The following is a 16,629-nucleotide window of genomic DNA, read 5'->3' as shown; positions in this document are numbered from 1 at the left end:
TGTCGGCCGGCGGTCAGGCGCCGGAGGTGCGGGCCAGCTTCTTCGCCAGCACCGCCCCGATCTCGGCGAGCGGTTCCGGCCGCATCAGGTCGTTGTGGCCGACGGCGACGGTGTGGATCTCCAGGCCGCCGTCGACGTGGCCGTGCCAGTGGTCGGGGTCGCCGGCCGGGTCGACGGTCGCGGCGAACATCACCGCGCCCGCCCGGCAGCGGCCGGTGCGCGCGGCTCCGTCGAGACGGAAGCTGTTCGCCATGACCCGCTGGAGGCGGCGCAGTTGGTCGGCGGTGAGGCCGGCCAGGTCGTCGCCGGTGGAGCGCACCGCCGCCATGACCGTGTCGATGTCGACGGGGCCGTCCAGCGCGGACGCGTCGAGTCCGGCGGCGGAGAGGATGCCGTCGAGGAACTCGCGTTCGGAGAAACGCGCGTCGGTGTCGACGGTGGTGCTCGGGTAGGCGTCCAGCAGGGCGAGCAGCTCGACCTCCTGGCCCGCGGCCTCCAGCCGTTCGGCCATGGCGTGCGCGATCCGGCCGCCGAGCGACCAGCCGAGCAGCCGGTAGGGGCCTTCCGGCTGGACCGAGCGGACCCGGGCCACGTAGTCGTCCGCCATCTCCTGAAGCGTCTCCGGCAGCGGCTCGTCGCCGTCGAGTCCGACGGCCTGCAGGCCGTGCAGGCCGACCTCCGTCGGCAGGTGCTCGGCGAGAGAGGCGTACGGCCAGCTGAGGCCGCCGAGCGGGTGGACGCAGAACAGCGGGGTGTCCGTGCCGCCGGGACGCAGGGTCAGCAGCGGGCTCGTCGGTCCGGTCGTGGCGTCCCGGCCGAGGCGGCCGGCGAGTGTCGCCACCGTCGGCGCCTCGAAGATCGACACCACGGACAGCTCGGCCCCGAGCCGGTCGCGGACGCGGCTGATGAGCTTGGTGGCGAGCAGCGAGTGGCCGCCGAGTTCGAAGAAGTTGTCGTCGATGTGCACGGTGTCGTGGCCGAGCAGTTCGGCGAAGATCTCGCACAGCGCCGTCTCGTTCTCGTCGCGCGGGGCGCGGCCCGGGCGGCGGTCGAGCAGGCGGGGCGCGGGGAGCGCCTTCTTGTCGACCTTGCCGTTCGGGGTGACCGGTACGGCGTCGATGACCGCGTAGTGCACGGGCACCATGTGGTCGGGCAGCAGCGCGGCGAGGAGGTCGCGCAGCTCCTCCGGCTCCACGGGGGCGGCCGGGTCGGTGACGGTGACGTACGCGGCGAGGCGGGTGTCGCCCGACTCGTCCCGGTGCGCGGTGACGACGGCGCTGCCGACGCGCGGGTGCCGGGTGAGCGCGTGCTCGATCTCGCCCAGCTCGATGCGCTGTCCGCGGATCTTCACCTGGTCGTCGGTGCGGCCGAGGAACTCGATCACTCCGTCGCGGGTGACGCGGGCCAGGTCGCCGGTGCGGTAGAGCCGGGAGCCGGGCGGGCCGTACGGGTCGGCCACGAAGCGTTCCGCCGTCAGGTCCGGGCGGTTCAGGTAGCCGTGCGCCAACTGCACGCCGCCCAGGTACAGTTCGCCGCTGCTGCCGGTCGGGGCCGGGTTGAGGGCGGCGTCCAGTACGTGGGTCCTGGTGTTCCAGACGGGCCGGCCGATCGGCACGGACGCGGTGTCCGCGGCGGTGGCGCAGTCCCAGGCGGTGACGTCGACGGACGCCTCGGTCGGGCCGTACAGGTTGTGCAGTTCCACGCCGCCGAGCGCGGCCCGGAACCGGTCGCGCAGTCCGGCGGGCAGGGCCTCGCCGCTGCACAGCACGCGGCGCAGCCCGGTGCAGCGGGCGGCCTCCGGCTCGGCGAGGAACACCTCCAGCATGGACGGCACGAAGTGGACGGTGGTGATGCCCGACTCCTGGACGAGCCGGGCCAGGTAGGCGGGGTCGCGGTGGCCGCCGGGCCGGGCGGCGACCTGCGTGGAGCCGGCCACCAGCGGCCAGAAGAACTCCCAGACGGAGACGTCGAATCCGGACGGTGTCTTCTGCAGCACCCGGTCGTCGGCGCCGATGCGGTAGGTGTCCTGCATCCACAGCAGCCGGTTCACGATGCCGCGGTGGGGCACGACGACGCCCTTGGGACGGCCGGTGGAACCGGAGGTGTAGATGACGTACGCGGGTGACTGAGGCAGCGGGCCGGGCAGGGCCCGGATCTCCTCGGCGGCCACGGCGGCCAGCTCCCAGTCGGTGCCGAGGTCGTCCAGCACGACGAGGGAGCGGACGGTGCCCTTGATCTCCTCGGGCAGGGCGGCGAGCGCCTGCGAGGTGGTGACCAGGACGGCCGGGCGGGCGTCGCCGAGGACGTAGGCGATGCGCTCGGCCGGGTAGTCGGTCTCCACCGGCAGGTAGGCGGCGCCCGCCTTGAGCGCGGCGAGCAGGGCCACGGTCAGGGCGGCCGAGCGGGGCACGGCCACCGCGACCACGTCGCCGCGGCGCACGCCCCGGGCGGCGAGCAGCGCGGCCAGCCGGGAGGAACGGTCGTCGAGTTCGGCGTAGCCGAGTTCGGCGTCCTCGCCGATGACCGCCGGCCGGTCCGGGGTGCTCGCCGCGCGGGCGGCGAACAGTCCGGCGATGGTCTCCGGCGCGAAGCCGGACTCCGTCACGGGCGGCAGTTCCAGGGTGCGGGCGGTGTCGTTGAAGCCGGTGACCAGCCGGTCGTGCTCGTCGGGGGCGAGGATGTCGATGCGGGTGAGCGGGGTCGCCGGCTCGGCGACGCCGGTGGTGAGCAGCCGGGCGAGCCGTTCGCCGATGAGCCGCACGGTGTCTGCGTCGAACAGGTCGGCGCTGTACTCGATGGAGACGTCGATGCCGGCGGGTGCGCCGTCGAGGTCGGTGCGTTCGACGAAGTTGAAGCCGAGGTCGAACTTGGCCGCGGCGGTGTCCCCGTCGATCGGGCGGGCGGTCAGGCCGGGCAGGTCCAGCGAGGGGACCGCGTTGTTCTGCAGGACGATCATCACCTGGAACAGCGGGTGCCGGGCCAGCGAACGGGCCGGCTGCACTGCGTGCACCAACTGCTCGAACGGCAGGTCCTGGTGGGCGAAGGCGGCCAGGTCCGTCACGCGGACCCGCTCCACGAGTTCCTTGAGCCCGGGGTCGCCGGAGACGTCGGTGCGCAGCACCAGCGTGTTCACGAAGAACCCGACCAGGTCGTCGAGCGCCGCGTCCGTGCGGCCCGCGCCCGCCGTGCCCAGCGGCACGTCCGTTCCCGCGCCCAGCCGGGACAGCAGACCGGCCACACCGGCCTGCAACACCATGAACAGCGACGACCGCGTGGTGCGTGCCAGGTCGGTGAGGTCGCGGTGCAGCCCGGCGCCGAGCTCGACCGACACCACACCACCGCGGTACGACGCCACCGCCGGGCGCGCCCGGTCCACCGGAAGGCTCAACTCGTCCGGGATCCCGTCCAGCGCGTCGCGCCAGTACGCGAGCTGCGCCGCGATCGGCGAGTCGGCGTCGTCCTCGCCGCCCAGCACGTCCCGCTGCCACAGCGCGTAGTCCGCGTACTGCACCGGCAGCGGCTCCCACTCCGGCGCCGTACCCGTCAGCCGCGCCCGGTAGGCGACGGCCAGGTCCCGGCCCAGCGGCGCCTGCGACCAGCCGTCGCCGGCGATGTGGTGCATCACGACGCACAGCACGTGCTCGGTCGCGGAGACCCGGAACAGCGAGGCCCGCACCGGCAGGTCCGCCGCCAGGTCGAACCCGGCCGAGGCCACCGCCTCCACCGCCGCCGTCAGGCCCTCCTCGGTCACCTCGACGACCTCGACGGGCACGGTGGCCTCCGCGGCCGGGACGACCCGCTGCCACGGTTCGCCGTCGGTCTCGGGGAACACGGTGCGCAGCGCCTCGTGCCGGGCGACCACGTCGTTGACCGCGGCGCTCAGCGCCGCCACGTCCAGCGCGCCGGTCAGCCGCACCGCCACCGGGACGTTGTAGGTGCCGCTCGGGCCCTCCATGCGGTTGAGGAACCACAGGCGGCGCTGCGCGAACGCCAGCGGCACCCGCTCCGGGCGCTCGGCCACCGCGCGCACCGGCGGCCGTCCGCCCGTCGAGGAGCCGACGACGCGTTCGGCGAGCGCCGCCACCGTCTGCGCGTCGAAGATGTCGCGGAACGGCAGTTCGATGCCGAAGGTGGAGCGGACCCGGCTGACCAGCCGGGTGGCCAGCAGCGAATGGCCGCCCAGGTCGAAGAAGCTGTCGTCGATGGTGGTGACCGGCTTGCCGAGCAGTTCGGCGAAGAGCCCGCACAGGGTCCGCTCGATGTCGTTGCGCGGGCCGCGCGCGGTGCTCCGGTGGGGCTCGGGCAGGGCCGCGCGGTCGATCCGGCCGTCGGCGGTGCGCGGGAAGGCGTCGAGCGCCAGGAAGTGGGCGGGGACCGCGTACTCCGGGAGCGCGGCGGCGGCGTGGGCGCGCAGCGTCTCCTCGTCCGCCGGGGCCGCCGGGTCGGCGGGCACGTGGTGGGCGACCAGCACGGTCGGGCCGGCCGGGCCCGGGCGGGCGGTGACCACCGCGGCGCCGACGGCCGGGTGCGCGGTCAGGACCCGCTCGACCTCGCCGGGTTCGACGGTCCGGTCGCCGACGGTGATCCGGTCGTCGGTGCGGCCGACGAGTTCGACGGTGCCGTCGCGGGTGATGCGGGCCAGGTCGCCGGTGCGGAAGAGCCGGGAGCCGGGCGGGCCGTACGGGTCGGCCACGAAGCGCTCCGCCGTCAGGTCCGGGCGGTTCCGGTAGCCGAGCGCCAACTGGGCGCCGCCGACGTACAGTTCGCCGGTGCTGCCGGCGGGCAGCGGGGCGAGGTGGGCGTCGAGGACGTACACGCGGGTGTTGCGGACCGGCCGGCCGGCCGGCGGGTGCGCGGTGGCCGTGCCGGTGGTGCCGTCCCAGGCCAGGGCGTCGGAGCTGGTCTCCGTGGAGCCGTGCAGCACGTGCAGTTCGGTGCCGGCCGTCAGCGCCCGGAACCGGTCGGGCAGCCCGACGGGCAGCGGTTCGCCGCCGCACAGCACGCGGCGCAGGCCGGTGCAGTGGGCGGCCTCCGGCTCGGCGAGGAACACCTCCAGCATCGACGGTGCGAAGTGGACGGTGGTCACACCGGCGCGGCGGATCAGCCGGGCCAGACGGACCGGGTCGCGGTGGCTGCCGGGCCCGGCGACGACCTGCGCGGAGCCGGCGGCCAGCGGCGCGAACTGCTCCCAGACGGAGACGTCGAGGTCCTCGGGCGCCTTGTGCAGCACCCGGTCGTCGGCGTCGAGGCCGTAGGTGTCGCGCATCCACAGCAGCCGGTTCACGATGCCGCGGTGCGGCAGCAGGACGTCCGTCCCGCCGGGGGTGCGGATCAGGTAGGCGGGCGCGTCGGGCAGCGGGCCGGGCAGGTGCGGGGCCGCGTCCACGGTCATGGCCGCGGGTTCGTCGATGAGCACCGGCTCCGTCACGGAGGCGGGCAGGCGGGACAGGGTGTCCCGGGTGGTGAGGACGGCGGCGGGCGCGGTCTCGTCGAGGATGCGGGCGATCCGCCCGGCCGGGTCGTCCGGCCGGAGCGGCAGGCAGACGGCGCCGGCCCGCAGCACCGCCAGGTGCGCGACGGTCAGGGCCGCCGAGCGCGGCACGGCGACGGCGACGACCTCGCCGCGGCGCACGCCGCGTGCGGCGAGGAGCGCGGCCAGGCGGCCGGAGCACTCGTCGAGTTCGGCGTAGCTGAGTTCGGCGTCCTCGCCGATCACCGCCGGCCGGTCCGGGGTGCTCGCCGCGCGGGCGGCGAACAGTCCGGGGACGGTGTCGGCGCTGTCGGGTCCGTCGGCCTGCTCGATGCCGGGTCGGCCGGTGAGCAGCTGCTGCCACTCGCGGGATTCGAGCAGGTCGAGCCCGCTCAACGGCATGGCGGGGTCGGCGACGGCGAGCGTGAGCAGGCGCACCAGGCGCCTGCCCAGCACGGCGACCGTGTCGGCGTCGAACAGGTCGGCGCTGTACTCGACCGTCACCTCGACACCGGCGGGCGCGCCCAGGTCGTCCTTGCGTTCGACGAAGTTGAAGCCGAGGTCGAACTTGGCGGCGCCGATGTCCCCGTCGATCGGGCGGGCGGTCAGGCCGGGCAGGTCCAGCGAGGCGACCGCGTTGTTCTGCAGGACGATCATCACCTGGAACAGCGGGTGCCGGGCCAGCGAACGGGCCGGCTGCACCGCGTGCACCAACTGCTCGAACGGCAGGTCCTGATGGGCGTACGCGGCCAGGTCGGCGACGCGGACCCGCTCCACCAGCTCACGGAATCCCGGGTCGCCGGAGACGTCGGTGCGCAGCACCAGCGTGTTCACGAAGAACCCGACCAGGTCGTCGAGGGCGGCGTCGGTACGGCCCGCGATCGCCGTGCCCAGCGGCCCGTCCGTTCCCGCGCCCAGCCGGGACAGCAGACCGGCCACCCCGGCCTGCAACCCCATGAACAGCGACGACCGGGTGGAGCGGGCGAGGCCCACCAGGTCCCGGTGCAGCCGGGCCCCCAGCTCGACCGACACCACCCCGCCGCGGTACGACGCCCCCGCGGGCCGCGCCCGGGCCACCGGAAGACTCAGCTCGTCCGGGATCCCGTCCAGCGCGTCGCGCCAGTCCGCGAGCTGCGCGGCGATCGGCGAGTCGGCGTCGTCCTCGCCGCCCAGCCCGTCCCGCTGCCACAGCGCGTAGTCCGCGTACTGTACCGGCAGCGGCTCCCACTCCGGCGCCGTACCCGTCAGCCGCGCCCGGGAGGCCAGTCCCAGATCGCGCGCCAGCGGCGCCTGCGACCAGCCGTCGCCCGCGATGTGGTGCACGACGACGCACAGCACGTGCTCGGGCGCGGAGACCCGGAACAGCGAGGCCCGCACCGGCAGGTCCGCCGCCAGGGCGAACCCGGCCGAGGCCGCCGAGGCCAGCGCGGCCTCCAGGTCCTCCTCGGTCACCTCGACGACCTCGAGCGGCAGGTCGACGTCGGCCGTGGGCACCACCTGCTGCCAGGGCTGACCGTCCGCGTCGGGGAACACCGTGCGCAGCGACTCGTGCCGGCCCACGACGTCCACCAGCGCCGACCGCAGCGCGGCCACGTCCAGCGTGCCCGACAGCCGCACGGCCAGCGGAATGTTGTAGGTGCCGCTCGGGCCTTCCATGCGGTTGAGGAACCACAGGCGGCGCTGCGCGAACGACAGCGGCACCCGCTCCGGGCGCTCCGCCGCCGCGCGCACCGGCGGCCGTCCGCCGACCGACGAGCCGACCACGCGCTCGGCGAGCGCCGCCACCGTCTGCGCGTCGAACAGGGCGCGGACGGGGAGTTCGATGTCGAAGACGCTGCGGACGCGGCTGACCAGCCGGGTGGCGAGCAGCGAATGGCCGCCCAGGTCGAAGAAGTTGTCGTCGATGGAGACCGACGGCACGCCGAGGGCCTCGGCGAACAGTCCGCAGAGCACCTCCTCGTGCGGGGTCCTCGGGGCCCGTCCCTCGCCGGAGACGACGGTCAGGTCCGACACCGAGGTGCCGCCCGTGCCGCCGCCGTCGGCCCGCGCGGCCGACGCCGGCCAGCCGCCGGGCACGGTGACCGACGCCAGCGCCTCGGTCACCGGCCGCGTGTCGTCGTCGGCGACGGCCGTCAGCAGCCGCTCCAGCTCGGTCAGCAGGGCGCCGGCCACCTCCGGCGTGAACACGCCGCCCTGGTGGCCCAGGCGCAGCTGAACGCGCTCGCCGGGCACGACGATCAGCGTCAGCGGGTAGTGGGTGGCGTCGTCGCCGGAGACACCGGTCACGGTGAGGTCGCCGATGGACGACTGGAGGGAGTCCGCGTCCACCGGGTAGCTCTCGAAGGCGACGAGGCTGTCGAAGAGCCGGCCGTGGCCCGCCGCGCGCTGCACCTCGGTCAGGCCGATGTAGTGGTGGTCCAGCAGCGCGGACTGCTCGTCCTGGACCCGCAGCAGCAGCTCGCGCAGGGACTCGCCGGGCGCGAGCCGGACCCGCACCGGCACGGTGTTGATGAAGAGGCCCACCATGGTCTCGACGCCGTCCAGCTCGGGCGGGCGTCCGGAGACCGTCGCGCCGAAGACGACGTCCTCGGTGCCGGTGAGCCGGGCCAGCAGCAGGCCCCAGGCGGCCTGCACGGCGGTGTTGACGGTGATGCCGAGGCGGCGGGCGAGCGCGGTCAGGCGGGCGCTCGGTCCGGCCGGCAGGTCGGCGACGATCCGGCCCGGCAGCGTGTCGACGGTGTCGTCGGCGTCCGGGGCGACCAGGGTGGCGCCGCGCAGGCCGTCGAGCGCGGACCGCCACGCCGTCAGGCCCTGCTCCTTGTCCTGCTTGCGCAGCCAGGCCAGGTACAGCTTGAAGGGCGCGGCGGGCGGCAGCACGGAGGCGTCGCCGCGCGCGCCGTACAGCGCGAACAGCTCGCCGAGCACGATCGGCATGGACCAGCCGTCGAGCAGGATGTGGTGGCAGGCGAACATCAGCCGCCAGCCGTTCTCCGCCAGCCGCACCACGGTGAACCGCAGCAGCGGCGGCGCGGTCAGGTCGAAGCGCACGGCCCGCTCGGCCGCCTCCAGTTCGGCGAGGCGCTCGGCCCGCTCGGGGCCGCCGAGCGCGGACAGGTCGTGCACGACGACGGGCGTGTCGAAGGCGCGCGGCACGACGCTGACCGGCCGGCTCAGGTTCTCCGAGAGGAATCCGGCCCGCAGGTTGCTGCGGCGGATCAGCAGCGCGCGCACCGCGTCGCGGAACACGTCCAGGTCGAAGGGGCCCTCGAAGTCGATGGCCAGCCGCACCGTGTAGACGTCGAGGGCGTCCTCGTCGTAGGTCGCGTGGAAGAGCATCCCCTCCTGCAGCGGTGCCAGGGGAAGGATGTCCTCGAAGAGGTCGTTGCTGGTCACTGGGTCTTCCTCCACTCTGCTTCCAGCACCCCGAGGTCGTCGAGTTCGAGGTCGATCAGTGACAGGTCCGAGGGGGTGAGGCCGGTGGGCTGTTCCTCGGCGGCGTGGTCGGCGAGCGCGGTCAGCGCGCGGAACCAGCCGTCGGCCAGCCGGCGCAGCTCGTCGGGCTCCAGCAGGCGGCGCGGCCAGGTCCAGTTGGCGACCAGGCGCGGCCCGGCCGGGCCGTCCTCGACGACGACGTTGAGGGAGACCGCGTGCGGGGCCGGCATCTGCGGGTCTCCGCCGCCCAGTTCGCGCAGCACCTCGCCGTCGGCGGACATGCTCCAGTCGTCACCCGTCCGCGCGTCGCCGGCGTCCGCGTCGGCGACGGCCGTGCGGCCCAGGTAGTTGAAGCCGAACTGGGGCTGCTCGTAGGCGGCCAGTTCGTCCCGGGTGCGCGGGTTGAGGTGGCGCAGCAGGCCGTATCCGATGCCCTCGTCGGGCATCTCGCGCAGGGTCTCCTTGACCCGGGAGAGCGCCTTGTGCAGGGCGGCGGAGCTGGTGAACACCTGGCCCCAGGAGACCGGGCCGAGGTCGAGGCGCACCGGGGCGAGGCTGGTGAACCAGCCGACGGTGCGGGAGACGTCGAGGTCGTGACCGGGCGGGATCTGCCGGCCGTGCCGTTCGACGTCGACCAGGACGGAGGTGCCGGCGCCGAGTCCGCGCCGCCTGCGCCAGTCGGCGACGGCGAGGGCGAACGCCGTCAGGAACACGTCCTCCACGCCGCAGCGCGCCGCTGCCGGTACGGCGGTCAGCAGCCGGCCGGTGACGTCCTCGGGCAGGGTGACGGCGAGCGCGCTCTGGGTGGCCATGGTGTCGACGGCCGGGTCGCGCCGCTCGGCGGTGACCAGGACGTCCTCGTCGCGCAGTTGGTCCGCCCACCAGGCGACCTGTGCGGCGCGGGCGGGCTGCGCGGCCAGTTCGCCGAGCCACTGGGCCCAGCGCCGCCACGCGGTGCCGACCGGTTCGAGCGCGGGCTCGGCGCCCGACGCGGCGGCCTGCCAGGCGGCGGCCAGGTCGGGCACCAGGATCCGCCAGGACACGCCGTCGACCACCAGGTGGTGCGCGACGAGCAGCAGCCTGCCCGGCGCGTCCGGGCCGGCGTCGAACCACACCACGCGCACCATCTCGCCGTCCGTGGGCGACAGTTGGCCGACGGCCCGCTCGGCGTGCTCGGCGATCGCGGCGCGCAGCTCCTCGGTCCCGGCGCCGGTGACGTCGACCCGGGTGACGCAGCCGTCGGCGTCCACCGCGCCGCGCGGCCTGACCTCGTACGACCACTGGCCCGCCGTGTCGGACAGGGTGAGCCGCAGCGCGTCGTGGTGGTCGAGCACGGTGCGCACGGCCGTGGTCAGCCGCTCCCGGCCGAGTCCGGCGGGCACCCGCAGCAGCACCGACTGGTGGAACCGTTCGGTGCGGCCGCCCAGTTCGCGCAGCCAGTGTGTCATCGGGGTGAGCGGGACCTCGCCGATGCCGGCGTCCGGGTCCTGCTCGGGCAGGTCGTCCGCGCTGCGGGCGACGGCCGCCAGACCGGCGACCGTCTTGTGCTCGAACACGTCCCGGGGCGTGATGACCAGGCCGCCCTTGCGGACCTCGCCGACCAGCTTGATGGAGACGATGCTGTCGCCGCCGAGTTCGAAGAAGCCGGCGTCGGCACTCACCTCGGGCAGTCCCAGCACCTCGCGGAACGCCTCGGCGACGATCTTCTCGGCGTCGGTCGTCGCCGCCCGGCCGCCGTCGTCGCCGCCGAACTCCGGTGCGGGCAGCGCCGCTTGGTCCAGCTTGCCGTTGACGGTCAGCGGCAGCGCGTCCAGGACGACGACCGCCTGCGGCACCATGTACTCCGGCAGCCGCTCGGCCGCGTGGGCGCGCACCGTCTCCGGCGCGCACTCGGCGTCGCCGTCGGGCACCACGTACGCCACCAGCTGCCGTACGCCGGGCCGGTCCTCGCGGACCACGACGGCCGCCGCGTCCACGCCGGCGCAGCCGGCCACCGCCGCCTCGATCTCGCCGAGTTCGATGCGGAAGCCGCGCAGCTTGACCTGGTTGTCGCGGCGGCCGACGAACTCCAGTGCGCCGTCGGCCCGCCACCGCACCACGTCGCCGGTGCGGTACAGCCGGGCGCCGGGCTCGCCGAACGGGTCGGCGACGAACCGCTCCGCGGTCAGACCGGGCCGGCGCAGATAGCCGCGCGCCAGTCCGGTGCCCGCCACGTACAGTTCGCCCGCGACACCGACCGGGCACAGGTTGAGCGCACCGTCCAGGACGTAGACCCGGGTGTTGGCGATGGGCCCGCCGATGGGCGGGGTGACGGAGCCGTCGACGGGTCCGGACGCGGTGGCGCAGACGGTGGTCTCGGTGGGGCCGTAGGCGTTGACGACGCGGCGGCCGGGCGCCCAGCGGGCCACCAGGTCGCGCGGGACGGCCTCGCCGGCGAGGACCAGGGTCAGGCCGTCGGGCGCGGACTGCGGGTCGGCGCCGGACAGGGCGGTCGGGGTGAGGGTGGCGTGGGTGACGGCCCGTTCGCGCAGGAAGGCGGTGAGGGCGTCGCCGAGGACCGGGCCGTCGGCGGGGGTGAGCACCAGGGTGGCGCCGTTGAGCAGCGCCATCACCGTCTCCCAGGCGGCGGCGTCGAAGCTCGGCGCGGCGAACTGCCCGATGCGGCTGTCCGCGGTCACGCCGAGGTGGCCGGCCTGCCAGGCGGCGAGGTTGCCCAGGCCGCGGTGGCCGACGACGACGCCCTTGGGGCGGCCGGTGGAGCCGGAGGTGTAGATGACGTAGGCCGGGTGGTCGGGGCTGAGCGGGGACCGGCGGTCGGCGTCGGTGAGCTCGGCGCCGGAGTGGCCGGCGAGGGCCCGGACGACGTCGGGGCTGTCCAGGAACACCGGTTCGGCGATCTGGTCGGGCAGCCGGTCCGCCAGCGCGGTGAGGGTGACCACGAGCACCGGGTCGCCGTCGGTGAGCATGTACTCGATGCGGTCGGCCGGGTGGTGCGGGTCGACGGGCACGTAGGCGGCGCCCGCCGTCATCACCGCGAGCAGCGCGGTGGTGAGGTCCGCGGAGCGCGGCAGGACCAGCGCGACCCGGTCCTCGGGTCCCGCGCCGCGTTCGATCAGCAGCCGGGCGAGCCGGTTGGCCCGGTCGGCCAGCGTGGCGTAGTCCAGCTCGCCGTCTTCGCAGACGACGGCGGGGCGGTCGGCGTGGGCGGCGGCGCGCGCGGCGAACAGCTCCGGGACGGTGCCCGCGGGTACCGGCCGGCTGGTGTCGTTCCAGCCGGTGAGCAACTGCTCGCGCTGGGCGGGCGGCAGGATCTCCAGGGTCCGCACCGGGCGGGCCGGTTCGGCGACGGCGGCCCGCAGCAGCGCCACCAGGTGGGCGGCGACGCGCTCGGCGCTGTCGCGGTCGAACAGGTCGGTGGCGTAGTTCAGCAGGCCGGAGATGCCGCCGCCGGCGGTGTCCTCGACCAGCGTGAGTTCCAGGTCGACCTTGGCGACCGGCAGCAGCATCTCGTGCGGGGTGACCTCCAGGCCGGGCAGCTCGACCGCGCGCAGGTCGTTGTTCTGGTAGGCGAGGATCACCTGGAACAGCGGGTTGTGCGACAGCGAGCGGTCGGCGCCGACCAGGTCGACCAGCCGCTCGAACGGCAGGTCCTGGTGGGCGTAGGCGCCCAGCGCCGCCGCGCGCGCCCGGCGCAGCAGTTCGGTGAAGCTCGGGTCGCCGGAGACGTCGGTGCGCAGCACCAGCGTGTTGACGAAGAAGCCGATCAGGTCGTCGGCGGCGGCGTCGGTGCGGCCGGCGACCGGGGTGCCGATCGGGATGTCGTCGCCGGCGCCGAGCCGGGACAGCAGCGCGGCCAGCGCGGCCTGGAACACCATGAACGGCGTGGTGTCGGTCTTCGCGGCCAGCTCGCGCAGCGCGCCGGTCAGTGCGGCGTCGACGTGCACCGGCACGGTGCCGCCCTCGTGTCCGGCGACGGCCGGGCGGGGCCGGTCCGTGGGCAGCTGGAGTTCCTGCGGCGCGCCGGCGAGCCGCTCCTTCCAGTACGCCAGCTGGGTGGCGGCCGTGCTGTCGTCGGCCTGTTCGTCGCCGAGCAGTTCGCGCTGCCAGAGGGCGTAGTCGGCGTACTGCACCGGCAGCGGACGCCAGTCCGGCGCGGTGCCTTCCAGGCGGGCCCGGTAGGCCGCCGACAGGTCGCGGACCAGCGGCGCCTGGGACCAGCCGTCGCCGGCGATGTGGTGCACGACCGCGCAGAGCACGTGCTCGTCGGGGGCGAGGCGGAACAGCCAGGCGCGCACCGGCAGGTCGACGGCGAGGTCGAAGCCTGCCGTGCCGGCCGCGTGCAGGGCGGCGGGCAGTCCGGCCTCGGTGACGTCGGAGACCTCGATGTCCACGACGGCGTGCCCGGCCGGCAGGATCTGCTGCCAGGGCTCTCCGTCGCTGTCCGGGAACACGGTGCGCAGCGCCTCGTGCCGGGCGACCACGTCGTTGAACGCGGCGGTCAGCGCGGCCGTGTCCAGCGCGCCGGACAGGCGTACGGCGAACGGGATGTTGTAGGTGGCGCTCGGGCCCTCCATGCGGTTGAGGAACCACAGGCGGCGCTGCGCGAAGGACAGCGGCACCCGCTCCGGCCGGTCGGCCGGTCGCAGCGCGGGCCGGGCGGCCGCCGGGGTGTCGGTGAGCCGGGCGGCGAGCGCGGCGACCGTCGGCTCCTCGAAGACGCGGCGGATGGGCAGTTCGACGCCGAGCACCGAACGGACGCGGCTGACCAGGCGGGTGGCGAGCAGCGAGTGGCCGCCCAGCTCGAAGAAGTTGTCGTGCACGGAGACCGTCTCGCGGCCGAGGACCTCGGCGAACAGTCCGCACAGCAGTTCCTCGTGCGGGGTGCGCGGGCCGCGGGTCTCCTCCTCGGTGTGCTCGGGCGCGGGCAGGGCCCGCACGTCCAGCTTGCCGTTGGTGGTCAGCGGCAGCGCGTCCAGGGCGACGAGGGGCCGGGGCACCATGTAGTCGGGCAGCCGCTCGGCGGCCCAGGTGCGCAGCTCCTCGGTGTCCAGGGTCGCGCCGGCGGCCGGGACGGCGTAGCCGACGAGGTGGCGCACGCCGGGCCGGTCCTCGCGGACGACGACGGCGATCTGGCCGACGGCGTCGTGTCCGGCCAGTACGGCCTCGATCTCGCCGAGTTCGATGCGGAAGCCGCGCAGCTTCACCTGGTTGTCGGTGCGGCCGACGAACTCCAGCAGGCCGTCCTCGCGCCAGCGCACCACGTCGCCGGTGCGGTACAGGCGGGCGCCGGGCTCGCCGTAGGGGTCGGCGACGAACCGTTCGGCGGTCAGGTCGGGCCGGCCGACGTAGCCGCGGGCCAGTCCCACACCGGCGACGTACAGTTCGCCGGCGACGCCGGGCGGGCACAGCCTGAGGCCGCTGTCGAGGACCAGGACGCGCTTGCCGTCGAGGGGACGGCCGATGGGCACCGGCTCCGGTACGGGCTCGCCGGCCGGCAGCCGGTGCGCGGCGGCCATGACGGTGACCTCGGTGGGCCCGTAGGCGTTGACGACCGTCAGGTCGGGGCAGGCCTCCAGGGCCTGGCGGACCGCGGCGGCGGGCAGGGCCTCGCCGCCGGTCCACACCTCGCGCAGCGACCGGAACGTCTCCGGGGCCTCGGCAGCGATCAGCCGGAACAGGCCGGTGGTGAACAGCGTGGCGGTGACGCGGCCCTCGACGAGGGTGCGGCCGATGGTGGCGATGTCCAGGTCACCGGGCGGTCCGACGACGAGGGTGCCGCCGTTCAGCAGCGGGATCCACATCTGGTAGGTGGAGGCGTCGAAGGCGTGCGCCGACTGGAGCAGCACGCGCTCCTGCGCGCCGCCCGCGAACAGGCCGTCGGCGGCGAGGTCGGCGATGCCGCGGTGGGTGACGGCGACGCCCTTGGGGCGGCCGGTCGAGCCGGAGGTGTACATGATGTACGCGATCCGGTCGGGTCCGGGCGGCATCGGGACGCCGCCCTCGGGCAGCGGGTGGTCCTCGGGCAGGTCGCCCTGTTCGAGGATCAGCCGGATGCCGCTGTCGCCGAGGACGTGCTCGCGCCGGGCCGCCGGCCAGCGGTGGTCGACCGGTACGTACACGGCGCCGGCGCGGATCACGCCGAGCACGGCGAGGACGTACTCGGCGGAGCGGTCCATGGCGATGCCGACGGGCTCCTCGTCGCGCACGCCGCGCTCGCGCAGCCAGGCCGCGATCCGCTCGACCCGGTCGGTGAGTTCGGCGTAGGTCAGCGAGAGGCCGCCGCAGACCAGGGCCTCCCGGTCGGGTGTCTCGGCGGTGCGCAGGGCGAGCAGTTCGGGCAGGGTGTGCGCGGCGGCGGGTGCGGGCTGCGGGCTCCACTCCTCCAGCAGCCGGGACCGTACGGCGGTGTCCAGGACGTCGACGGTGCCCGCCGGGACGGACGGGTCGGCGACGAAGGCCTCCAGTACGGCGGTCAGCGCGCGGCTGTAGCTCTCGATGCGGGCCTCGTCGAAGGCGTCGGCGCGGTAGGTGAAGCGCAGTTCGAGCGAGTCGCCGGGGATGACCATGAGGGCGAGCGGGTAGTGCGCGCCGTCGGTGGAGAAGACCCCGGCGACCGACAGTCCGCCGGGCAGGTCGAGGGCGGCCGGGTCGACGGGGAAGTTCTCCGTCACGGTGAGGGTGTCGAACAGGTCGCCGTGCCCGGCGGTGCGCTGGATCTCCGCGAGGCCGAGGAACTGGTGGGCCATCAGGGCACGTTGCTCGTCCTGGAGCCGCCGGCACAGCGCGAGGAGCGTCTCGTCGCGCTCCAGGCGCACCCGGACCGGCACGGTGTTGAGGAACAGGCCGACCATGGTGTGCACGCCGGGGATCTCCGGCGGCCGGCCGGCGAGGGTCATGCCGAAGGTGACGTCGGTGCGGTCGGTCAGCCGGCCCAGCAGCAGGCCCCAGGCGGCGTGCACGACGGTGTTCAGGGTGAGGCCGAGTTCGCGCACGCGCCGGTTGAGCCGCTCGGTGGTCTCCGGCGACAGCGTCGCGGCGACCTTGCTGGGCAGCACGGAGGCGGAGCGGTCGTCGGGCAGGGCGGCCAGCAGGGTCGGCCCGTCGAGCCCGGCGAGCGCGTCCCGCCAGGCCCGGCCGGCGGCGTCGCGGTCCTGCTTGGCGAGCCAGCCCAGGTGGTAGCGGAACGGTGTCACCGGGGGCAGGGCCGCGGCGTCACCGCCGGCCGCGTACAGCTCGAACAGTTCGCGCACCAGGACCGGCGCCGACCAGCCGTCGAGCAGGATGTGGTGGTTGGTGACCAGCAGCCGGTGCCGCAGCGGCGCGGTGCGCACCACGGTGAACCGCAGCAGCGGCGGGTGGTGCAGGTCGAAGCGGGCGGCCCGGTCGCGCTCGGTGACCTCGCGCAGCGCCGCCTCCCGCTCCTCCTCGGGCAGTTCGCTCAGGTCGACGTCCCGCCAGGGCAGGTCGACCTGCTTCGGGACGAACTGCAGGGGCCGCGCGCCGCCGTCGCGGAAGCCCGCGCGCAGGTTGCCGTGCCGCTGGAGCAGGACGCGGGCGGCGGAGCGCAGGGCGGGGACGTCGAGCGGTCCGTCGATGTCCATGCCGAGCTGCATGACGTAGACGTCCGGGCCGTCCTGCTCGTCGTACTGCGCGTGGAAGAGCAGGCCCTCCTGCAGCGGGGTGAGCGGCAGGACGGCTTCCAGCGACGAGGGCTCGGTGCTCATTGA

General features: G+C 75.0%; 2 protein-coding genes. Both read right to left on the bottom strand.

Features of this window, described 5'->3' with window-relative positions:
- Window positions 1-13 precede the first annotated feature (13 nt).
- The gene (locus FGW31_RS24610; RefSeq protein ID WP_142195674.1) at window positions 14-8,863 is read right to left on the bottom strand and encodes a non-ribosomal peptide synthetase; all 8,850 of its coding nucleotides are present in this window, start codon (window positions 8,861-8,863) and stop codon (window positions 14-16) included.
- Window positions 8,860-16,626, bottom strand: a complete 7,767-nt coding sequence (locus FGW31_RS24605) for a non-ribosomal peptide synthetase (protein ID WP_142195673.1) — start codon at window positions 16,624-16,626, stop codon at window positions 8,860-8,862. The genes FGW31_RS24610 and FGW31_RS24605 overlap by 4 nt, the downstream gene beginning before the upstream one ends.
- Between the last annotated feature and the right edge of the window lie 3 nt (window positions 16,627-16,629).

It is taken from the genome of Streptomyces calvus (assembly GCF_006782915.1).
Lineage (GTDB): Bacteria > Actinomycetota > Actinomycetes > Streptomycetales > Streptomycetaceae > Streptomyces > Streptomyces calvus.
Note: the sequence above shows the minus strand (reverse complement) of the source record. Positions and strands in the feature narration are given on the sequence as shown.

What these genes read in the sequence shown, in the direction of transcription:
- FGW31_RS24605 (WP_142195673.1), bottom strand. Translation starts at nt 16,626, where the DNA reads ATGAGCACCGAGCCCTCGTCGCTGGAAGCCGTCCTGCCGCTCACCCCG.